The organism is Apolloniradiicaulis salifontis, assembly GCF_053756655.1.
The window spans coordinates 926,537-945,924 of the sequence record NZ_CM132387.1; the positions used below are offsets into that span (position 1 = coordinate 926,537).

General features: G+C 65.3%; 19 protein-coding genes and 1 tRNA gene. 12 read left to right on the forward strand and 8 right to left on the reverse strand.

Annotation, left to right across the window (positions count from 1 at the left end):
• Positions 1-9 precede the first annotated feature (9 nt).
• Positions 10-1,359, forward strand: a complete 1,350-nt coding sequence (locus ACWCOP_RS04490; RefSeq protein WP_478250024.1) for a MurL-like N-terminal domain-containing — start codon at positions 10-12, stop codon at positions 1,357-1,359.
• Here ACWCOP_RS04490 and ACWCOP_RS04495 read toward each other — a convergent pair.
• On the reverse strand, positions 1,356-1,871 hold the full coding sequence (locus ACWCOP_RS04495; RefSeq protein WP_478250025.1) for a hypothetical protein: 516 nt from the start codon (positions 1,869-1,871) through the stop codon (positions 1,356-1,358). The genes ACWCOP_RS04490 and ACWCOP_RS04495 overlap by 4 nt on opposite strands.
• A gap of 30 nt (positions 1,872-1,901) precedes the next feature.
• Complete coding sequence (metG, locus tag ACWCOP_RS04500) at positions 1,902-3,614, reverse strand: methionine--tRNA ligase (protein WP_478250653.1); 1,713 nt, start codon at positions 3,612-3,614, stop codon at positions 1,902-1,904.
• A gap of 241 nt (positions 3,615-3,855) precedes the next feature.
• On the opposite strand from metG, the gene ACWCOP_RS04505 reads away from it, so the two are divergent.
• The 3 genes from ACWCOP_RS04505 (at position 3,856) to ACWCOP_RS04515 (ending at position 5,926) form a co-directional block, all read left to right on the forward strand.
• The gene (locus ACWCOP_RS04505; protein ID WP_478250026.1) at positions 3,856-5,238 is read left to right on the forward strand and encodes a YadA-like family protein; all 1,383 of its coding nucleotides are present in this window, start codon (positions 3,856-3,858) and stop codon (positions 5,236-5,238) included.
• A gap of 2 nt (positions 5,239-5,240) precedes the next feature.
• On the forward strand, positions 5,241-5,744 hold the full coding sequence (locus tag ACWCOP_RS04510; RefSeq protein ID WP_478250027.1) for a hypothetical protein: 504 nt from the start codon (positions 5,241-5,243) through the stop codon (positions 5,742-5,744).
• 109 nt (positions 5,745-5,853) lie between these two features.
• Positions 5,854-5,926: transfer RNA gene (locus tag ACWCOP_RS04515), tRNA-Thr, on the forward strand.
• A 139-nt stretch (positions 5,927-6,065) separates the two neighbouring features.
• On the opposite strand, the gene ACWCOP_RS04520 is transcribed toward ACWCOP_RS04515, so the two are convergent.
• A complete protein-coding gene (locus ACWCOP_RS04520; protein WP_478250028.1) occupies positions 6,066-7,442 on the reverse strand; it encodes an NAD-dependent succinate-semialdehyde dehydrogenase in 1,377 nt (458 codons plus the stop codon).
• Positions 7,443-7,598: 156 nt separating this feature from the next.
• Between ACWCOP_RS04520 and gor the strand changes: the two genes are divergently transcribed.
• Together gor and ACWCOP_RS04530 are read left to right on the forward strand one after the other, a co-directional pair.
• Positions 7,599-8,996, forward strand: coding sequence for a glutathione-disulfide reductase (gene gor, locus ACWCOP_RS04525; protein WP_478250029.1), 1,398 nt, complete (start codon positions 7,599-7,601; stop codon positions 8,994-8,996).
• A gap of 235 nt (positions 8,997-9,231) precedes the next feature.
• Entirely contained in the window at positions 9,232-10,623 is a 1,392-nt protein-coding gene (locus ACWCOP_RS04530; RefSeq protein ID WP_478250030.1) for a class II 3-deoxy-7-phosphoheptulonate synthase, read from the forward strand.
• Positions 10,624-10,890: 267 nt separating this feature from the next.
• Here ACWCOP_RS04530 and ACWCOP_RS04535 read toward each other — a convergent pair whose 3' ends face one another.
• Positions 10,891-11,157, reverse strand: a complete 267-nt coding sequence (locus tag ACWCOP_RS04535; RefSeq protein ID WP_478250031.1) for an HU family DNA-binding protein — start codon at positions 11,155-11,157, stop codon at positions 10,891-10,893.
• Positions 11,158-11,374: 217 nt separating this feature from the next.
• On the opposite strand from ACWCOP_RS04535, the gene ACWCOP_RS04540 reads away from it, so the two are divergent.
• Positions 11,375-11,560 (forward strand): hypothetical protein, encoded by a 186-nt coding sequence (locus ACWCOP_RS04540; RefSeq protein ID WP_478250032.1) that lies wholly within the window; start codon positions 11,375-11,377, stop codon positions 11,558-11,560.
• Here ACWCOP_RS04540 and ACWCOP_RS04545 read toward each other — a convergent pair.
• The 3 genes from ACWCOP_RS04545 to ACWCOP_RS04555 are packed head-to-tail and all read right to left on the reverse strand — an operon-like array spanning position 11,557 to position 14,087.
• Complete coding sequence (locus tag ACWCOP_RS04545) at positions 11,557-12,285, reverse strand: hypothetical protein (protein ID WP_478250033.1); 729 nt, start codon at positions 12,283-12,285, stop codon at positions 11,557-11,559. The two genes, ACWCOP_RS04540 and ACWCOP_RS04545, sit on opposite strands and share 4 nt — an antisense overlap.
• Positions 12,286-12,297: 12 nt before the next feature.
• Positions 12,298-13,299 carry an NADP-dependent oxidoreductase gene (locus ACWCOP_RS04550; protein ID WP_478250034.1) on the reverse strand — a complete coding sequence of 334 codons (1,002 nt, stop codon included), beginning with the start codon at positions 13,297-13,299 and terminating at the stop codon, positions 12,298-12,300.
• Complete coding sequence (locus ACWCOP_RS04555) at positions 13,296-14,087, reverse strand: hypothetical protein (RefSeq protein ID WP_478250035.1); 792 nt, start codon at positions 14,085-14,087, stop codon at positions 13,296-13,298. Before ACWCOP_RS04555 ends, ACWCOP_RS04550 begins: the two co-directional genes overlap by 4 nt.
• Before the next feature lie 145 nt (positions 14,088-14,232).
• On the opposite strand from ACWCOP_RS04555, the gene ACWCOP_RS04560 reads away from it, so the two are divergent.
• Both ACWCOP_RS04560 and gltX read left to right on the forward strand, forming a co-directional pair.
• Positions 14,233-15,174, forward strand: coding sequence for a Gfo/Idh/MocA family protein (locus tag ACWCOP_RS04560; protein WP_478250036.1), 942 nt, complete (start codon positions 14,233-14,235; stop codon positions 15,172-15,174).
• A 107-nt stretch (positions 15,175-15,281) separates the two neighbouring features.
• Positions 15,282-16,628, forward strand: coding sequence for a glutamate--tRNA ligase (gene gltX, locus ACWCOP_RS04565; RefSeq protein ID WP_478250037.1), 1,347 nt, complete (start codon positions 15,282-15,284; stop codon positions 16,626-16,628).
• Between the two features lie 67 nt (positions 16,629-16,695).
• On the opposite strand, the gene ACWCOP_RS04570 is transcribed toward gltX, so the two are convergent.
• A complete protein-coding gene (locus ACWCOP_RS04570) occupies positions 16,696-17,313 on the reverse strand; it encodes a nitroreductase family protein (RefSeq protein ID WP_478250038.1) in 618 nt (205 codons plus the stop codon).
• Between the two features lie 143 nt (positions 17,314-17,456).
• On the opposite strand from ACWCOP_RS04570, the gene ACWCOP_RS04575 reads away from it, so the two are divergent.
• The 3 genes from ACWCOP_RS04575 to ACWCOP_RS04585 all read left to right on the forward strand — a co-directional run bounded on the left by ACWCOP_RS04575 (position 17,457) and on the right by ACWCOP_RS04585 (position 19,386).
• Positions 17,457-18,149 (forward strand): TetR/AcrR family transcriptional regulator, encoded by a 693-nt coding sequence (locus tag ACWCOP_RS04575; RefSeq protein ID WP_478250039.1) that lies wholly within the window; start codon positions 17,457-17,459, stop codon positions 18,147-18,149.
• Positions 18,150-18,254: 105 nt separating this feature from the next.
• Positions 18,255-19,082: an efflux RND transporter periplasmic adaptor subunit gene (locus ACWCOP_RS04580; protein ID WP_478250040.1), complete on the forward strand. Its 828-nt coding sequence runs from the start codon at positions 18,255-18,257 to the stop codon at positions 19,080-19,082.
• The gene (locus ACWCOP_RS04585; protein ID WP_478250041.1) at positions 19,060-19,386 is read left to right on the forward strand and encodes a hypothetical protein; all 327 of its coding nucleotides are present in this window, start codon (positions 19,060-19,062) and stop codon (positions 19,384-19,386) included. Before ACWCOP_RS04580 ends, ACWCOP_RS04585 begins: the two co-directional genes overlap by 23 nt.
• Positions 19,387-19,388 lie beyond the last annotated feature (2 nt).

The window sequence follows — 19,388 nt, forward strand, 5'->3', positions numbered from 1 at the left end:
GAGATCCTTATGGCCGACGCCTTCACGCTTTTCGTTCCGCAAGTCGATCTTGCTGAAAACACAGTCCGTTTCAGCTTCGACTGCCCGCGCTTCGGGACATTCGCCGAGACCGTGGCCTTTCCCGATTCCGCCCGCCTCGCCGCCATCGACCCGGCGATGCGAGACGGCCTGCTGGCGCTCGCCGCGATTCTCATCGGAACGAGCTATTACAAGGCCGCGCCGGCGGGACTTGTCCGCTGCGAGTTTCCGCTCACCGGGGAAGCCAAATCCCTGGCGGACCTCACCTACGGGCCGGGTCTGGGCGAATTCTATGTCCGCAATGCGCTTGCTTATCCCCCGGCGCTGACGATCGAAGGCCCTGACGCCGGCGCGCCGGCCCCGGCGCCGCGAAAAGCCGCTCCCGCCCATGCACCGCGCGCCGTCACCGCCTTTGGCGGCGGCAAGGACAGCCATGTGGCCTCCGCCATCATCGACGCCGCCGGCGGCGCGGCGGAACGGGTGAGCGTGATCCTGTCGGACAAGGTGGGCGACCGCCTGCAGGCCATGAGCGAGACGCCGGTCACCCTCATTCGCCGCACCATCGACCCGCGCCTCATCGCACTGTCGAAATCGGGCGAGGCGCTCAACGGCCATATCCCCATCACCGGAATTAACTCAATCCTGCTGGGCGTTTACGCCGCGGCGCGCGGGCTGGACTGGGTGGTGTTCGCCAATGAGAAGGCGGCCAGCGAACCCACCATGGAGGCCAACGGCCATCCGGTGAATCATCAATTTTCCAAATCTCTCGCCTTTGAGGACGCCCTGCGCGCCGCCTTCACGGCGGCCGGCGCGGGGTTCGAGTATTTCTCGGTCCTGCGCCCGGTCACGGAGATCTGGACCGCCCACTATCTGGCGACGCGCGCCGAGTTCGCGCTGGAGATTTTCGCCAGCTGCAATCGTAACTTCGTGTTCGCAGGCGACGCCGCGCTGGCGCCCGGTCGGCGCTGGTGCGGGGAATGCGCGAAGTGCGTCTATACGGCGGTGTTGCTCGCGCCCTTCCTGCCGGTTTCGCGTCATGGCGAGATATTCCAGTCGCAGCCGCTCCATGACGCCGGCAATCTGCAGTTCCTGCGCGAGATCGCCGGGCTCACCGGCGCCAAGCCCTGGGAGTGTGTCGGCGAGATGCGCGAAGTGGCCGCTGCGCTGGCGCATCTTGGCGCCGCGCCGGGCTGGCGCGACGCGCCGCTTATCCAGGCGGTGCAGGGTGAGCTCCATGGGCACTGGGACCGGCAGGAACTCGCCGATACCTGGGCGCAGAGCCTGGACGCCCGGTCCGAACATCGCATGCCCGACGCCGTTGCGAAGGTCGTGGCGCTTTAGCTGAACAGAGCGTCGACACCAGCTTGCGCCGCGCTTCCGTCGTCGAGATCTGCGCCCTCGGTGCGTCCATTGACACAGGCGCGCGCTTCGGCGAGCAGGGGCTCCACATCGATGGATGCGATCTGCGTGGCCCGGGCGAAGTCGCCGCCGCGGACGGCCTCCTGCGCATCGGCGAGCGCCTCGTTCAGCGCTGCGGTCAGCGTTTCAAAATCAGCGCGCACGCTGCGCGGCGCGGCGCGCCAGGCGGCGATGGCCACGTCCTTGCCGGTGTAATTTGTGTGCTCGAAATGGGCTTCATAGCTGCACGGCGACCAGGCCAGCACGTCTTCGGCGAGATCGGGCATGTCGACAGCCATCTCGATGAGCATGACCGCTTCGTTGAAATGGTTGAGATAATCGGTCGCGAGCCCGGTTTCCGGGTTCACGTTGGCGCGCGTTAACGCCTCGGCGGTGAGCGCGTCCTCTCCCAATGTCAGTGCAGCATCCATGATCAGGCTCGCCAGCTTCTGCATGCAGCTTCGCCGATCAGGCTAAACGAAGCGCTAACCTGCTTCGCCGCCAAAGCGCTCCGCCCATTCAGCCACCTGATCGTCCTCGATTTTCTTGAACAAGATAGGCGGGGCCTCGAAGGCGAGACCGCGCGGCAGGGCGTCCAGCAGCGCTTTGGCCGAGCCAGTCGGCCAGGCGCGATTGTCTTCGGGCACGCGCAGCGCGTCGAGGATTTTCGCGGCTGCTTCGGGGATCACCGGCTGGGCGATAATGGCGGCGATGACGGCGAGATTGACCCCGGTGCGCACGCCCAGCGCCGCGGCTTCTGGATCGGTCTTGAACTTCACCCATGGTTCGGCCCGGGTGAGGTATTCATTGCCCGCCGCCCACAAGGCGCGGGTTTCCGCGCCGGCCTTGCGGAACTCCATCGCTTCGTAGTGGGCCGCTATGGTTTTAAGGCGCGTCTCGAGCTCGGCCTCAAGCCACGCCTCATTCTCGCCAGGCTCGCCGCCGTCCGGAATCTTTCCGTCAAAGCGCGAGGCGCCGAACTTGGTGATCCGATTGACGAAATTGCCCAGAACATTGGCGAGATCGGTGTTGATGGCGCCCTGGAAGTGCTCCCAGGTGAACTGCGCGTCGCCGCCCTCAGGCGCATAAGCGGTGAGATACCAGCGCCAGTAGTCAGCTGGTAGAAGCTCCAGCGCCTGGTCCATGAAGACGCCGCGCTTGTTGGAGGTAGAGAACTTGCCGCCATACCAGTTGAGCCAGTTGAAGGCTTTCAGCCGGTCCACTGTCTTCCAGGGCTCCTGAGAGCCCAGGATCGTGGCCGGAAAACTCACCGTGTGGAAGGCGACATTGTCCTTGCCCATGAACTGCACATAGCGCACGTCGTCCGCGCCTTTGTCGGTGCGCCACCAGCGCTCCCAGTCGTCGCCCGCCTTGTCCGCCCACTCCGCAGTGGCGGCGATATAGCCGATGGGCGCATCAAACCATACATAGAAGACCTTGGATTCAAAGCCCTCGCGCGGCTCGCCGTTTTTGGTGACGGGCACGCCCCATTTCAGATCCCGGGTGATGGTGCGGTCGCGCAGGCCTTCATCGAGCCATTTATAGGCGATTGATTTGGCCAGCGGCGGCCAGCCTTCGGCCGCGTCGACCCAGGCGCGGATGCGCGCCTCCATGTCGGTCTGTTTGAGCTGGAGGTGGCGGGTGTCGCGAACCTCCAGATTGCGCGAGCCGGAGACCGCCGAGTACGGCTCGATCAGGTCCACTGGATCCAGCAGCTTGCCGCAATTATCGCACTGGTCGCCGCGCGCCTTTTCAAACCCGCAATTGGGGCAGGTCCCCTCCACATACCGGTCGGGAAGGAAGCGGGCGTCGTCAATGGAATAGATCTGCTTTTCAACCACTTCGGCGATCAGGCCGTTGGCCTCCAGCGCTTCGGCGAAATGCTGGGTGAGCTGCTTGTTGTGCTGCGAGCTGGTGCGCCCGAAATGGTCCCAGGACAGATGAAACTGCTCGCCCAGGCGTTTCTGGATCTCGTGCTGCTCGTCGCAATACTGCGCCACGTCCTGGCCGGCTGAGGCGGCGGCCAGCTCGGCCGGGGTGCCGTGCTCGTCGGTGGCGCAGATGGCCAGAACTTCGTGGCCCTCAAGGCGCTTGAACCGCGCATAGACGTCGGCCGGCAACATCGATCCGGCCAGATTGCCGAGATGCTTGACGCCATTGATATAGGGCAGGGCGCTGGTGACGAGGATGCGGGCCATGGCGAACCTTGCTTGGGTGAAGGAGATGAGCGGACTCGTCATAGCTTCCCCGGCGCGTCAGGGAAACCATGGCGCTCGGTTTGCTTCGCCGCGCGCTTGAACCCTGGCCCATGCGATCTGCGTCTGCGTGCGGGCCGTGCGCTCGCTTTGGCCGATGAACTTTTTTTAATCCGGTCAGGCGCGGGCTGCGTCCTCCCTTTATGCGCCTCATCAGAGAAGGCGCTAAAAGAGGAGATGTCTCATGCCCGAAACCAGAACCGTCATTCAGTTCCTGGGCGCCGTCAGCTTGCTGGCGCTGGGCGCGCCCGGCGCGCTCGCCGACCCGACCCCCGACTGCAACGCGGCGGCGACTGAACCCACAGCGCTGGAGTGCGGCGTCGATTCGTCGGCCACCGGTGTCGACGCCTTGGCGGTGGGAACCGAGGCGGTCTCCAACGGGACCTCGACGACGGCGGTGGGCGGAGAATCCAACGCCACTGGAATCGCGGCGACGGCCTTTGGCTGGCGCGCAGAAGCGACCGCTGAACGCGCCCACGCCCTGGGGCATCTGGCCTCGGCGTCCGGCGTGCGCTCGCTCGCCGTGGGCGAAGCGGCCAATGCTTCAGGTCTCCAAAGCGTCGCGGTGGGCAATCTCGCCGCGGCCGACGGCGTGGACGCGGTGGCGCTTGGCACCATGGCCACGGCGACAGGACCGTCCACCATCGCCGCTGGCGGGGAGTCGGTCGCCAACGGAATCGCCGCGACGGCGTTCGGCTGGCGGTCCGAAGCGACCGCCGAACGCGCCCATGCGCTGGGACATCTCGCCTCGGCGTCCGGCGTTCGGTCCCTGGCGGTTGGAGAAGCCGCCAATGCATCGGCGCTGGAGAGCATTGCGGTGGGCAATCAGGCCTCGGCTGACGGCGCCGATGCAGTCGCCATCGGCACGACCACGACGGCCACCGGCCCGTCCACGACCGCCGTCGGCGGCGAAGCGGTCGCAGCCGGCCCCGGCGCCACGGCCTATGGCTGGCGCTCCAGCGCGACTGCGGAACGCGCCCACGCCATCGGGCATCTGGCCTCGGCCTCCGGCGTGCGGTCTCTGGCGGTGGGCGAGGCGGCTGACGCCAGCGGCGCCGGCGCCATCGCGCTCGGCAATGAAAGCGGCGCCAGCGGCGTCAATTCGGTGGCCATCGGCAACGGGGCGCAGGCCACGCGCGACAATCAGGTCGCGATTGGCTCCGGCGACAGCACTTACACCATGGCCGGCATCGGCTCCGATGCGAGCCGGTCGGCCCAGTTGGGCGATCTCGGCGTGGTGACCACCGACCGGTTCGGCAATCTCGCCGCCGACTATTCTCTGTCCGCCAGGATCGCCGGCAATGCCGGCCTGATCGCGGCCAATCGCGACGCCATCGCAGACAACAGGGGCGGGATCGCCGCGGCGATCGCGCTGGATACCGCCTACGTGCCGCCGGGCGAGCGTTTTGCGGTGAGCGGCGGCTATGGCTTCTACGACGATGAAGGCGCTCTGGGCCTGTCGGCGGCCTATCGAGCCAGCCGGAGGATCCAGTTCAACGCCGGCCTCGCCAGCGGGGTCGACCGGGGCGAAACCGGCGGACGCGTCGGTTTCGCGGCGAGCTGGTAGGCGTGCCCCGCGCCCCCGTTCGCATGGCGGCGTTCTGCATCCGGCGGCTTTTCGCCGCCGGATGTGGAGCGCTGCTCCTTGTCCTCTTCGGCTGCTCGGGCCCGGCCTCGGCCCAGACTGCGGGCCAGGTTCCCGACGAGCCGGTTCTGTCGCGCCTCGTATGGCAGACCCTCATCACGCTGGACAACGCCAACCGGATGAATGACTACGCCATGGTCCACGCGCTGGGCAGTTCAGGCTTTCAGGACCGCAACACGCCGGCCTCTCTGGCCGCCACCTTCCAGCCCTTGCGTCAGGCGCGCCTTGATGTGGGACGGGCGGTTCTGGCCGCGCCGACCTGGTACGAGCCGCCCGTGATGCTGGACTCCCGCACGCTGCGCCTGCGTGGTGGGTTCGAGTTTCGGCCGCGCTCGCTGCGCTTTGATCTGGTGTTCGAGAACAATGGCGGCGCTTGGCGCCTTCATGGCGTTTCGGTGGCGGATTTGCCGATGGATGCGCCGCGCTGAAGCGGCGGGACCCGTCTTCGCGAGGCGATGGCGCAGTCCTCATGCACCAGGAACCGCCCCGAACACTTGGCGTGCGCAGCGCCGTGTCGTATGGCTTCGCTCGCGGCAGGCCGGTTTAGCTCAGCTGGTAGAGCAGCGGTTTTGTAAACCGAAGGTCGGGGGTTCGAGTCCCTCAACCGGCGCCGCTTCTATCAAGGATGCTCGCTTACGCTCGCTCCGGCCCACTCGGGCAGGCGCGCGGGCACGCTTGCGAACCCGTTCGGGTTCGAAGCGGCCGTGTCCGGGTGAGGCTGCGCTGCAGGGCTTTGTAGAGGCGAGGGGCTAGAAGACCGCGATGGCCTTAATATTCACAAATTCCTTCATGCCGAACCCGCCATGCTCGCGGCCATGGCCGGAGTCCTTCACGCCGCCGAACGGCATGTTGGGGGTGGCGATGTTAAAGCCGTTGATGAACACCATGCCAGTATCGAAATGGTCGCGGGCGAGGCGGAACGCCTTGTCCTCGTCCCTGGAGAAAATCCCGCCGCCAAGGCCGTAGCGGCTGTCATTGGCGATGCGCATGGCGTCTTCATCGTCCTTAGCCCGGATCACCGAGGCCACGGGGCCGAAAAGCTCGTCATCATAGGCCGGCTGGCCGGGCTTGACGTTCTCGAGCACAGTGGCGGGATAGTAGAATCCGCGCTGGTCCGGGACCACGCCGCCACAGCGGATTTTCGCGCCCTTCTTCACGCTGTCGTCGACCTGGCCGGCCAGCGTGTCGCGCAGATCCTTGCGGGCGATGGGGCCAAGCTGCGTGGTCTCATCGGTGGGATCGCCCATCCGGATCGCATCCATGGCCGCCACGAAGCGCTCCAGAAAGGCGTCATAGACCGCATCAGTGACGATGAAGCGCTTGGCGCTGACGCAGGTCTCGCCATTGTTGAAGATGCGGCCCTTCACGCAATGCTCCACGGCCACGTCCAGATCGGCGTCTTCAAGCACCAGGTATGCGTCGTTGGAGCCCAGTTCCAGCACGGTCTTTTTCAGCGCCTCGGCGGCTTTCCTGCCGACGGTTTTGCCGGCCTTGTCGCTGCCGGTGAGCGTCACACCGCGCACCCGCTTGTGAGCGATGATCTTGTCGGACTGGTCATGGTCGATGAACAAAAGCGTGAACAGGTCCTTGGGCAAACCGGCGCGCTCATAGAGATCGCGCAGGAAGATCCCGCTGCCGGTGCAGCACTCGGCATGCTTGAGAAGGGCGCCGTTGCCGGCCATGAGATTGGCGATCGAATAGCGAACCGCCTGATAGCAGGGGAAATTCCATGGTTGAACGCCATAGATCACCCCGATCGGCGAATAGGTGACATAGCCTTGCCGGCCGGGGTCGATCTCGCGTTTTTCGTCGGCGAGCGCTTTCGGGCCGGTGTCGGCGGTGTAATCACAGATCGCCGCGCAGAGCTCGGCTTCGGCTTCGCCGTCACGCAGAAGCTTGCCGGTCTCTTCTGTCATCAGCGCAGCGAAGTCCTTGGCGCTCTTGCGAAGCTCGGCGCCGATGGCGCGGATGATTTCGGCGCGGTCTTCAAGGCTGCGCGCCTTCCACTCAAGAAAAGCGGTATGGCAGCGCTCGACCGCCGCGAAGGCTTCGTCGTCGGTCATCAGATCATAATCGGCGATGGGTTCTTCGGTGGCCGGATTGATGGTGTGAAGTTGGCTCGCCATGAGAAGCTCCAATCAGTGCGGGGAGGGGCAGGGCGAACGTCCGGGCCGCAGCGCCGTTCCCGGCGGCGGCGCCGGGAGCTGCGCAGCGATTTGACCTTTGCGGTGCGACACCGCACATCTGGGTTCAAATACGGATAAAAGCGCGGGAAGACCTTCATGGCCGAATACGACTACGACCTGTTCACCATCGGCGCCGGCTCGGGCGGGGTGCGCGCGTCGCGCATGTCGGCGCTGAAGGGCGCGCGCGTCGCCGTGGCCGAGGAACACCGGCCGGGGGGAACCTGCGTCATTCGCGGCTGCGTGCCGAAAAAGTTCATGGTCTACGCCTCCAGCTATCCCAAGCACATCAAGCATGCGCGCCAGTATGGCTGGGACGTGCCCGAAAGCGTCTCGTTCGACTGGCCGAAATTTCGCGACTCCATGAACGCCGAGGTGGACCGGCTTTCAGGCATTTACGCGCGCAATCTGAACAATACCGGCGTCGACCTGATCGAGGAGCGCGCCGAGATCACCGGCCCCCACGAGATCACGCTGGCGGGCGGCCGCCGTGTGACCGCGAAGCACATACTGATCGCCACCGGCGGTACGCCGAACAAGGACTGGGATCTGGAGGGCGTGGAGCACACCATCACCTCCAACGAGCTGTTTCACTTGAAGAAATTGCCCGAGCATCTGGTGATCGCCGGCGGCGGCTATATCGCCTGTGAGTTTGCGCAGATTTTCGCCGGGCTAGGGGTGAAGGTGTGCCTGGTCTATCGCCGCGACACCGTGCTGCGCGGGTTCGATGAGGATGTGCGCACCTTCATCCACGAGGCCCTGAAAGCGTCCGGCGTGCGGGTCATCACCCACACCGTGTTTGAAAAGATCCAGCCGCACCCGGAAAAGGACGGGTTCAAGACCGTCACCCTGGCTAATGGCGACGAGATTGAGGCCGACCAGATCGTCTTCGCCATCGGCCGCGATCCCTACACCAAGGGTCTGGGCCTGGAGGCCGCCGGGGTTGAGACGGAGACCAACGGCGCCATCAAGGTGGACGCCTATTCAAAAACGAATGTGGACCACATCTACGCCGTGGGCGACGTGACCAATCGGGTCAATCTGACACCGGTGGCGATCCGTGAGGGCGCGGCCTTCGCCGAGACCGTGTTCGGTGACACGCCCACGGCCTACGACCATGACGACATCCCCAGCGCCGTGTTCACCCAGCCGCCCGTGGGCACGGTGGGCCTGACCGAGCATGACGCCCGGCGCATCCACGGCGAGGTGGATGTCTACAAGTCCAAATTCCGGCCCATGAAGGGCATGCTCACCGACAATCCCGACTGGATGCTCATGAAGCTGGTGGTGCGCGCCTCCGACCAGCGCGTGCTGGGCGTGCATATCGCCGGCGACGACGCGCCGGAGATCATCCAGGGCGTCGGGATCGCGGTGAAGGCGGGCCTCACCAAGGCGCAGTTCGACGCCACCTGCGCGGTGCACCCAACAGTGGCTGAAGAGCTGGTGACCCTGCGCGAAAAATGGACCCCGCCCGAGGCGGCGTCTGCGGCGGAGTAGGGGGGCGCTGCGCAGGTCGGCCCTTGGCGGCGTGGCGCGGCTATGGAGCGAACGGGACGGCTTCCACCGTGCAAGGCCGACCGAGGCCATCCGGCCTGGCTGGATTTGTGGGTTTCGAAGAGCGGCCGCCAATATCCCGTGCGCCGGGATGACCGGATGTCTGCGCGTCGCTCTGCCGCAATGGGGTTATCGCGGCGCAGCATCGACGCTATCCTGATTTATAAGGACCGGACTGATGCGCCGGCCGATTGAGGATGAGATGACCGCCTGGAGCCCTGACAGCTGGCGCGCAAAGCCGGCGCTGCAACTGCCCACCTATCCCGACGCCGAAGTGCTCGCGCGCGTCGAGGGAGAGCTTGCGCGCCGACCGCCATTGGTGTTCGCAGGCGAGGTGAAGCGGCTGAAGCGCCAGCTCGCCAATGTGTCGGCGGGCCAGGCGTTCCTGCTTCAGGGGGGCGATTGCGCGGAGAGCTTCAAGGAGTTTTCCGCCGAGACCGTGCGCGACACTTTCCGGGTGCTGCTGCAGATGGCGGTGGTGATGACCTTCGCCAGCGCCAAGCCCATCGTGAAGGTGGGCCGCATCGCCGGCCAGTTCGCCAAGCCGCGCTCGGCCGACACCGAGACCATCGACGGATTGGAGCTGCCCAGCTATCGCGGCGATTCCATCAACGACATGGCCTTCACGGCTGAAGCGCGCGTGCCCGACCCAGAGCGTCTTCTGCGCGCCTACGATCAGTCGGCCTCGACGCTGAATCTACTTCGCGCGCTGGCGTCGGGCGGCTACGCTGATCTGCATAATGTCCACCAGTGGACGCTGGATTTCCTCGCCGGCAGCCCGGCCGGCGAGCGCTATCAGGAATACGCCGACCGGATCGGCGAGGCGCTGGCCTTCATGCGCGCGTGCGGCGTGACGCCGGACGGGGCGCCGAGCCTTGAGGGGGTGGATTTTTTCACCTCCCACGAGGCTTTGCACCTGCCCTTTGAAGAAGCCATGACCCGCATGGATAGTCAGACCGGGCGCTGGTACTCCACCAGCGCGCACCTGACCTGGATCGGCGATCGTACGCGCCAGCCCGGCGGCGCCCACGTGGAATATATGCGCGGCATCGAAAACCCGGTGGGTCTCAAATGCGGCCCGTCGCTGGATCCGGATGAGCTCATCCGTCTGATCGACAGGTTGAACCCGCGCGACGAGCCCGGCCGGCTGGTGCTCTATGTGCGGATGGGCGCGGACAAGGTGGCGAATGGCCTGCTTCCGCTGGTGCGCAAGGTGCAGGCTGAAGGCCGCAACGTAGTCTGGTCCTGCGATCCCATGCACGGCAATACCCAGAAAACCTCCAACGGCTACAAGACGCGCGATTTCGACAATGTGCTGCGCGAGCTGAAGACCTTCATCGAGGTGCTGCGCGCCGAGGGCGCCGAGCCGGGCGGGGTGCATTTTGAAATGACCGGCCAGGACGTCACCGAATGCGTCGGCGGCGCCGGGCATTTGTCAGAGGCCGATCTGTCCAGCCGCTACCACACCCATTGCGATCCGCGCCTCAACGCCGACCAGGCGCTGGAGATGGCGTTCCAGATCGCCGACGCGCTCAAGCCTGCGCAAGGGCTGCGGAGCGCGGCGGAGTAGGGGCGTCCGGCGCGCCACTCTCTCCCGCTCCCGGGGACTGTGAAGCAGAGTAAAAGCTGCGGCCTGGATGGGAGGAGAACGCAAATGCGCTCCGCTGCGAAGGCCTGGCGCTGCACCTCCTGCGCCCCCCCGCTGGCGCGCGGCGCACCTCCCTCGTGAAGGAGGAGGACTGATCGTCCGACATCGCTCCGCTCCATCCCGTAAAACAAAGCCGCCGCCCGGTTGCCCGGACGGCGGTCTGATACGCGCTTTAAAAGCCTTAAGGGCTTAGATGTCTTTTAGAGCCGAGGCCGGGCGGAACGCCAGGGCGGTCTTGGCTTTGGACATCATCTTCTCGCCGGTCCGCGGATTGCGCACTTCGCGCGCTTCGCGGTGTTTGGCGTGGAACGTGCCGAAGCCGGCCAGCTGAACCGCATCGTCTTTCTTGGCGGAAGCGACAACGGCGTCGACGAGCGCGTCGATGGCGTCGCCGGCCTGGGCGCGCGTGATGCCGGCTTTGTCAGAGACGGCTTTGGCGAGTTCGGACTTGTTCATAGGGAGTCCCCCACTGGAGTTGATTATAAGTCGGGTCTGCAAAAACGCCTGCCCACCCGACCGTGTCGTTGGACGTTGTGCATCAAGCGCGATTCTAAGCCCTCTAGGCAAGGCTATGCAGGCGATCTGGCTGATTTTTGCTGCGATCTCGGCTTCAGTTGCTCCGTATGGTAAACAAAAGCCTGATTTTCGGCGCGCTGTTTGCATTTGGGAAAGCATGACCCGATCAAATGTCCCCATCCTGAACAGAATCGCCGCCACCGGATTGGCTGTCGCCGTGGCGTGTATGGGCTATGCAGGGTTCCAGCACATGTTCGATCAGGACTTGCTGGCCTGCCTCGTTGGCGCGGTGCTGGGCGGCTTCACGCTCGGACGCATGATGCGCCGCCCAGTCCGCACCTAGGGCCAGGCGACCGCCGCGGCCACGGCGATCACCTGCAGGATGACGCCGCCGATCAGGACCAGGGTTAGCATGGTCAGCGCCAACACGATCGACTTCACGATCCGGCCCGTCCCTGTGCGCGCCACCTCACTGGGCAGCCCGCGAAACCAGGTGAGGCAGTACGCCCCCCCGATCAGCACCAGATTGAGCGCCGGGTTCGCTTCCACGAACACCATGGAGAACAGCAGGCCCAAGCCGACGAGGCTGCCGGCCGTCAGGACGGCGAAAACCAGGTTCAGGTTGACGGCGAAGGAGCGCTTCTCGCCGAAGGCTCCCAGAACCAGTACGCTGAGCGCGGTGACTCCGGAAACCAGGGGCGGGTGCAACACGGACGCGACATTGCCAAAGATTGACAGGAACTCGTCCAGCGGCCGGCCGATGCTCTCGATCATCGCGGCGCGTTGATCCTCGGGCATCGCCTCCAGCCCGTCCGCCATGAGGCCGCCATATCCGCCCCAGAGGACCGAGATGGCGATTTGCAGCCCGATAAGGGCCAGGAAAAGGCGCACCATGGGCGTGTAGGTCACACGGTCCCGGGCGGTGATGGCCGCCATGACAGCTCGCGGCCGGACCCATAGATCCGCCAGGGTTTTCAGGCTCCGAAAATTGAAACCCAGCGTCTCCTCCAGGAGTTCGCTGCGCTCACCTCGCTTCGCCGCCTGATCTTCGCCGCCATCCCCGCCCATGCTCGACGCCTCCTAGAGCTTCACCAGCATTTTGCCGATATTCTTGCCGGTAAAAAGGCCCATGAAGGCCTCCGGCGTCTTGTCGATGCCGTCATAGACGGTGTCGCGGGTCTTCACCTTGCCCGCCATCATCCAGCCGGAGAGGTCCTTTATGAACTGGCCCTGCAGGTCGAAATGGTCAGACACGATGAAGCCGCGAAGGGTCAGCTTCTTGGCGACGATCTGAGTGAGGTTCGTCGGGCCGGGCAGCGGCGTGTCGTCGTTATAGCGCGCGATCATCCCGCAGACGGCAAAACGGCCGAAGGGTTTGATGACGTCCAGCGCAGCCTGCAGATGGTCGCCGCCGACGTTTTCGTAATAGGCGTCGACGCCGCCCAACGGCTTGGCGGCCGCTTTCACCGCGCCGGCCAGATCATCCACCGCCTTGTAGTCGACCACGGCGTCGGCGCCGATCTCGGTGCAGAACGCGGTCTTCTCCGCGCCGCCCGCGGTGGCGACGACATTGGCGCCCATGGCCTTGGCGAACTGGATGCCGGCCGTGCCCACGGCGCCCGCGCCTGCGCTCATCCACAGGGTCTCGCCCGCTTTCAGATCGATCATCCGCTTCAGGCCGATATAGGCTGTCATGCCAGGCATGCCGGCGACGCCCAGATAGGCCTCGGCAGGCAGCAGGTTCGCGTCGATCTTGGTGATCCCTGCGGAAGGGGCGGTCCATCCCTCGCGCCAGCCATTCATGCTCATCACCCAGTCGCCCTCGGCGAACCCGTCGGCCTTGGATTTCACCACCTGGCCGACGGCGCCGCCTTCCATGGGCCCGCCTACCTGGAAGGGGTCCACATAAGTCTTGATGCCGATCATGCGCCCGCGCATGTAGGGATCGACCGAAAGCCAGGCGTTCTTCACCTGGATCTCACCTTCGCCTGGATCGGGCAAGTCGACTTCGGATATCTCGAAATACTCAGGCTTGACGGCGCCGGTGAAGTGCCTGGTCAGGTGAATTTCGCGGCTTTTCATAAAGGGTCTCCCGTTTGCGGTAAGGACATGAGGTCAAACAATGACAGGCCATGCGCTGACTGGGAGACGAGTTCAACGACCGCGAACTGCAGCGCGCCGCTTAGAATGAACGCGACCGGTGTCAGGGCGATCAGGCCGATGACTTTGAATGTCGCGCCCAGCCAGGTGGCCGAATACACTTCCGCCACAATCCGGCCGCCGATGTAGAAATAGACCAAAGCCAACAAGCTCGTGCTGATGAGTGCGTTGGTCTGAACGTCCAGCCAGGGCGTTAGCGCCAGCATCACTACGATCTGCAGCGCCATCGCTCCGTTCGTGGTCATCAGATAGACAAGCGTGTGGCCGTAGACCGTGCGCTTGGGGGCGTATCCCTTGAACAGCATGATGTAGGGTGCGGCCGAGATCACTGAGATGGGCCAGACCGCCAGTCCCATCCAGAAGGACAGGCTTCCATTGATCTCGGCGAGGGTGGCCTCTGATCCGGAAAGCCAGAGTTCGATCTGGGTCGGAGTGGCGGTGGTGAAGGTTTCCACACTTGCCATGGAGCCGCCCGTGAGCAAGGCCGTTATGCCGAGCAGGAGGCCGAACAGGAACACGAACAGCCGTAGCGGCCCTGCATAGCGTGTCGTGTCGCTCGCCAGGGCGGCGCGCGCGACGGCGGCCGGATTGAGCAGGGAATCAACAAGAGTCCGGCCAAAGCGAGCGTTCCAGCCGAAGAAGGCGTCAGCAAGCTCACTTAACTGCGGGCCGTTGGGTCCATCTATGGGTGTCTGATTCTCGGACGTCATGGCGGCCCCCAGTAAAGTCGCGTGTGCAACAGCAGCATGGCGCCTGTTTGGAGGCAAGCGGCAATACTTGGCAATCAAATGTGAGGCGCGGTGATGATCGGCCTAGATTGCACTTCGCCCGCGCCCGTGCGAGTTGCCCTTCCCCATGAGCGATACACAAAAGATTCTGCGTGCCGGCGTCGTCGGCGCGGGCGTTTTCGGCGGCTACCACGCCTCCAAGTACGCCGCTTTCGCCGACGTCGAGTTTCTCGGCGTCTTCGACCCGGTTCACGATCACGCTGCAGCCCTTTGCGCCAGGCACGGCGGCGCACCGTTCGAGAGCCTGCAGGCCCTTGTGGAGGCCTGCGACGTGATTTCGGTGGCGAGCCCGGCGGTGTTTCACCATGACGCGGCCCGACGTGCCTTGAACGCCGGCAAGGCGGTGCTGGTGGAAAAGCCCCTGGCGGCGACGCTGGAAGAAGCGCGCGAGCTGGTACAGATCGCCGATCTGAATGGGGCGGTGCTGCGGGTCGGCCATCAGGAGCGTTTCGTCTTTGGCGCCATGGGCCTCTTCGGTGATCTGCCACGGATTAAGGCGTTGGACGCCCGGCGCATGGGCGTGGCCAGCGCGCGCAATCTCGACGTCTCGGTGACGTTGGACCTGATGATCCATGATATCGACCTGGCCCTGGCGCTTGCTGGCGCCCGCCCCGACCGGATTGAGGCGGAGATGCTGGAGAACCGCGCCGGGCTCGCCGACCATGTGAAGGCCGTGCTGCATTTTCCCGGCGGCGTCTCGGCGCGGCTTGAAGCCAGCCGTGTCGCGCCTGATCGCGACCGGGTGATGACGATCGAGTATGACGGCGAGGCGGTGGTTCGCGTGGATTTCATTGCGCGCGCCTTTGATAATCCGGCCGGTCTGGCGCTGGATCCGGACTTCAACGACACCGCCATGGCGAAAGACAGCCTGGGCTCCAACGCCGCCGCCTTTGTCAGCGCCGCGCGTGGCCATGACAGCCGGCCTGCGGCCGATGGCGCTGCGGGGCTCGCCGCGCTTGAAGCGGCGTTGCGCATTGATGAGGCCTGCGGCTCGCGCTCGCGCGTTTGATTTCGCCCATTTGATTTCGCCTTCGGCTGGGTCTAAAGCCAGCCGCCAAGCTTCCAATCGTCAGGCGCGCCGCAGCCCGCGCGCGCCGTAACCAGTCTGGCGCCTCCATGACCGTGAAAGTCCGCTTCGCCCCGAGCCCCACCGGCCGCATTCATGTGGGCAATGTGCGCACCGCGCTGATGAACGTTCTGTTCGCGCGAAAGCACGCCGGCACAGTGCTTCTGCGCATCGACGACACGGATCTGGAGCGCTCCACGGCCGAATACGAGCAGGGGATCAAGGATGATCTCACCTGGCTCGGATTGTTGTGGGAGGAAAGCTTCAGGCAGTCAGAGCGCTTTGCTCAGTATGAGGCCGCCAAGCAGGACCTCATCGAAAAAGGCCTGCTCTACCCTTGCTACGAGACCGAGGAGGAGCTGGATAGAAAGCGCAGGATCCAGCGCGCGCAAGGGAAGCCGCCGGTTTATGACCGCGCCGCCCTGTCGCTCAGCGAGGACGAGAAGGCGGAGCTGGAGGACGAGGGGCGCCGGCCGCACTGGCGCTTCAAACTGTCGGGCGGACGCATCGCGTGGAGCGACCTGGTGCGTGGGCCGAGCCATATCGAGACGAGTTCCGTCTCCGACCCGATCCTGATCCGCGCCGACGGCAGCTATCTCTACACCCTGCCCAGCGTGGTGGACGACATCCAGTCCAACGTCACCCACATCATCCGCGGCGAAGACCACGTCACCAATTCCGCCGCCCAGATCGAGATCTTCGAGGCGATCGGCGGCAAGGACGCCGTGCCGCACATGGGCCATTTCCCGCTTCTGGTGGGACCGGACGGCGAGAAGCTCTCCAAGCGCCTGGGATCGCTGGCGATCGCCGATCTGCGCGCGGTGGAGGGGTTTGAGCCGCTTTCCGTCCTGTCGCTGCTGGCCAAGATCGGAACGTCGGACCCGGTGGAGATCCGCACCTCGATCGATCAGCTGGCTGACGATTTCGACCTGGCGAAGATCTCGCGCACCCCGGCGCGGTTCGACCCGGCCGAGCTGGAGCGCCTGAACTCGAAACTCCTGCACACGCTGGAATACGCCGATGTGAAGGCGCTTCTGTCTGAGCTCGACGCCGATGGCGGCGAGGAGTTCTGGCACGCGGTGCGCCCCAATCTGACTCGCCTGAAAGATGTCGCCGAATGGCGCCGCCTGGTGGACGGGCCGGTGGAGCCGGTGATCGAGGAGGCTGATTACGCCGCCGAGGCGGCTGCGTTGCTGCCCGCCGCTCCGCTGGGGCCTGACAGCTGGTCTGAATGGACCAACGCCATCAAGGAAAAGACCGGCCGCAAAGGCAAGCAGCTCTTCATGCCGCTACGCCTGGCGCTCACCGGTCAGCAGCGCGGGCCGGAGATGTCGGAACTGCTGCCGCTCATCGGCGCCGAAACCGCGAAAAAGCGCCTGGCCGGCGAGACGGCGTAGCGCTTTCAACGCTGTAACCGCGATGCCTCCTCCTGCCGCCCGCAGGGAAGGACACCGTTCGCAGGCTTCAGCCCCAGCGGCTCACCCGCGGCGCCTTGCGCGGGCGCTCTGTGGGATCTTCGGTGGCGGAGCCCACATAGATGAAACCGGCGACGCGTTCGCCGGGATCAAGGCCCAGGGCCTTTTTCGCCACCTTGTCATAGGCGTACCACTCGGTAAGCCACTGGGCGGCGAATCCCATGGCGCTGGCCGCGATCAGCATGTTCTGACACACCGCGCCGGCTGACAGGATTTGCTCCCACTCTGGAATCTTGTGGTTTTCCATGGCGTCGCTGATCACGGCGATCACCACCGGCGCGCGTTCAAAGCGGCCGCGTTCCAGAGCGTAGCGCTCGGCCGGGCCGTCGGGCTCGATCTCGCGCAGGCGGGCCTCGAGAACCTCACCGAAGCGGGCGCGGGCCTCGCCCTCGAACACCACAAAGCGCCAGGGAAACAGCTTGCCGTGATCGGGCGTGCGCGCGGCGATTTGCAGAAGCGTCTCCAGCTGGTCGGGCGAGGGGCCTGGTCCGGTCATGGCCTTGGCGGTGGTGGAGCGCCGGCGCGCCAGCAGTTCCAGCGTCTCTTGGCTGGGGTGGGCGGGCGCGAGGGTCTGGCCGGGTTCGGGGAAGGTCGGCGCGTTCGTCATGTGGATGACCCCAGGATCGGCGCGCGGCGCGGGATCGCTCAGCGCGCGGAGTTTTGTGGATTGCTTAGGCGCGGGATATACCTGAAGCTTGAAGAGTGCGCTTGCAAGGGTGCGCGACCGCAGGACAAGGGAATTTCACGCTCATGGCGGCCGAGACCATCAGCGAAGACGACCTGACCCCGGCTGAGCGCCGGCGGCGCAAGGTGCGCGATTCCATCATCAGCGCCGCCGAGGCGATCTTCGCCGAGGAAGGCGAGGCTGGCCTGTCCATGCGCCGCATCGCCGAGCGCATCGATTACTCGCCGGCCGCCCTCTACAAGTATTTCGACTCCAAGGAAGCGCTGTATCGCGAGATCCGCGAACAATTTTTCGAGCGCTTGTTGGGTCGGATGCAGCAGGTCTGCGTCGATCTTCAGGACGGTCCGCTGCTTTGCACCAAATGCATGCGCGCCTACGTGGAGACCGGTCTGGAGCAGCCCGCTCATTACAAACTCGCCTTTGGTGGCCAGTGGGACGAACAGGACGCGCCCCACGAGGACAGCTTCGCCTACGCCGCGGCCGAACATCTGCACCAGATGATCGAGCAGTCCATTGAAGCGGGCTGGTTCCGCAAGGCCAATCTGGAGCTCGCCTCCAACTCCGTCTGGGCCGCGTCCCACGGCCTGACCATGCTCGCCGTCACAGTGCCGGATTTTCCCAAGGAAAAATTCCCCGGGTGCGCCGACGATCCTGCGCTCACCCTGGACGCCATGATCGCCTTCCACGCCGAGATGGTGATGCGAGGCCTCGGCTCGGATCGATTGGTCGAGCGCCTGAACGCCGGGCTTAAGGTCTAAAAAACAACGCCTTAAAAAATAAGTCAGGATGTGAACACTGTTTACTTTCCGAACGCCAGTAGCTAACTTATATTCCCATCCGTAATTTGGGTGGGAGTAAGCGCCATGGCGCGCATAGCATCAATCGTCGGCGGCCGTTTCGCGCTGGGTGTGCTCGCTGCAGCCTTGGCGCTGGTGGTGGTGGTCGTGGCCGTCAGCGCGCTGCGCGGCGCTGATGCAGGTTCCCAGGCGACCACCACAGCGGAGCCGATACCCGTGGACGCCCTGTCGGCGGATTATTTCGACCTCACCCTCATTGAAAGCGCCTATCCGGGCCTTGTGGAGGCGCGCCGGTCCAGCGCGCTCGGCTTCGAGACCGGGGGCCGTGTGGCTGAAATCACCGCCGATGTGGGTGACCGGGTCGTGGCGGGCCAAACGCTTGCGCGCCTCGACACGCGCGCGCTTGCCGCGTCGCTCGCTGCAGCGCGGGCGCAGGCTGTCGCCGCCGACGCCCAGGCCCGCCTCGCCGAAGTGACGCTGGAGCGCCGCCGCACGCTGGTGGAGCAGGGCCATGTCTCGGCCCAGGCTCTTGATCAGGCTGAAGCTGACCACAACGCCGCGCGCGCCAGCGCCGCAGCCTCGCGCGCCACGGCGGATCAGGTTCGCGTGCAGATCGATCTTGCGATGCTCACCGCGCCCTATGATGCGGTGATCATCGCGCGCAGCCTGGACGAGGGCGCCGTTGNSGSSSNCGGGCGCCGCAGTGCTGACCCTTGTGGAGGCTGCTGCGCTGGAAATTCGCGTCGGCCTGCCCGCCGCGGAAGCGCGCAAGATTACACCTGGCGAGCTTCACCCGTTCGACATCGCCGGCGAGCGGCGCACAGCGCGCTTCCGGGCCCAGACCGGGGTGATCAGCCCCGGAGCGCGTTCGGTGGAGGCGGTTTTCGACCTTGAAGATGCGGTGGATGTGCAGAGCGGCGCGGTGGCGCGTCTGATCCTGTCCACCGAGCTTCGCCAGCGCGGCTTCTGGGCCCCGCTCACCGCCCTCTCCGAGGGGCGGCGCGGCCTTTGGTCGGTCTATGTGCTGGTCGAGGAGGACGGCGCCTGGCGCCTTGAGCCGCGGCCTGTGGAGATTCTGCACAGCGAGGCGGATCGAGTCTTCCTCACCGGCGCGGTGGAGGAGGGGAGCCTGATCCTGTCGTCCGGCGTGCATCGCGTGACGCCGGGCCAGCGCGTTGCACCGCGCCGCGAGGACTGACC

Bases quoted from the DNA above. Each gene is read 5' to 3' on its own strand.
- gor (WP_478250029.1), top strand. From the start codon at position 7,599: ATGGCCGAATACGACTACGACCTGTTCACCATCGGCGCCGGCTCGGGC.
- ACWCOP_RS04535 (WP_478250031.1), bottom strand. From the start codon at position 11,157: ATGAACAAGTCCGAACTCGCCAAAGCCGTCTCTGACAAAGCCGGCATC.
- ACWCOP_RS04545 (WP_478250033.1), bottom strand. From the start codon at position 12,285: ATGGGCGGGGATGGCGGCGAAGATCAGGCGGCGAAGCGAGGTGAGCGC.
- gltX (WP_478250037.1), top strand. From the start codon at position 15,282: ATGACCGTGAAAGTCCGCTTCGCCCCGAGCCCCACCGGCCGCATTCAT.
- ACWCOP_RS04555 (WP_478250035.1), bottom strand. From the start codon at position 14,087: ATGACGTCCGAGAATCAGACACCCATAGATGGACCCAACGGCCCGCAG.
- ACWCOP_RS04550 (WP_478250034.1), bottom strand. From the start codon at position 13,299: ATGAAAAGCCGCGAAATTCACCTGACCAGGCACTTCACCGGCGCCGTC.
- ACWCOP_RS04575 (WP_478250039.1), top strand. From the start codon at position 17,457: ATGGCGGCCGAGACCATCAGCGAAGACGACCTGACCCCGGCTGAGCGC.
- ACWCOP_RS04530 (WP_478250030.1), top strand. From the start codon at position 9,232: ATGCGCCGGCCGATTGAGGATGAGATGACCGCCTGGAGCCCTGACAGC.
- ACWCOP_RS04560 (WP_478250036.1), top strand. From the start codon at position 14,233: ATGAGCGATACACAAAAGATTCTGCGTGCCGGCGTCGTCGGCGCGGGC.
- ACWCOP_RS04505 (WP_478250026.1), top strand. From the start codon at position 3,856: ATGCCCGAAACCAGAACCGTCATTCAGTTCCTGGGCGCCGTCAGCTTG.
- metG (WP_478250653.1), bottom strand. From the start codon at position 3,614: ATGGCCCGCATCCTCGTCACCAGCGCCCTGCCCTATATCAATGGCGTC.
- ACWCOP_RS04490 (WP_478250024.1), top strand. From the start codon at position 10: ATGGCCGACGCCTTCACGCTTTTCGTTCCGCAAGTCGATCTTGCTGAA.
- ACWCOP_RS04540 (WP_478250032.1), top strand. From the start codon at position 11,375: ATGACCCGATCAAATGTCCCCATCCTGAACAGAATCGCCGCCACCGGA.
- ACWCOP_RS04520 (WP_478250028.1), bottom strand. From the start codon at position 7,442: ATGGCGAGCCAACTTCACACCATCAATCCGGCCACCGAAGAACCCATC.
- ACWCOP_RS04495 (WP_478250025.1), bottom strand. From the start codon at position 1,871: ATGCAGAAGCTGGCGAGCCTGATCATGGATGCTGCACTGACATTGGGA.
- ACWCOP_RS04570 (WP_478250038.1), bottom strand. From the start codon at position 17,313: ATGACGAACGCGCCGACCTTCCCCGAACCCGGCCAGACCCTCGCGCCC.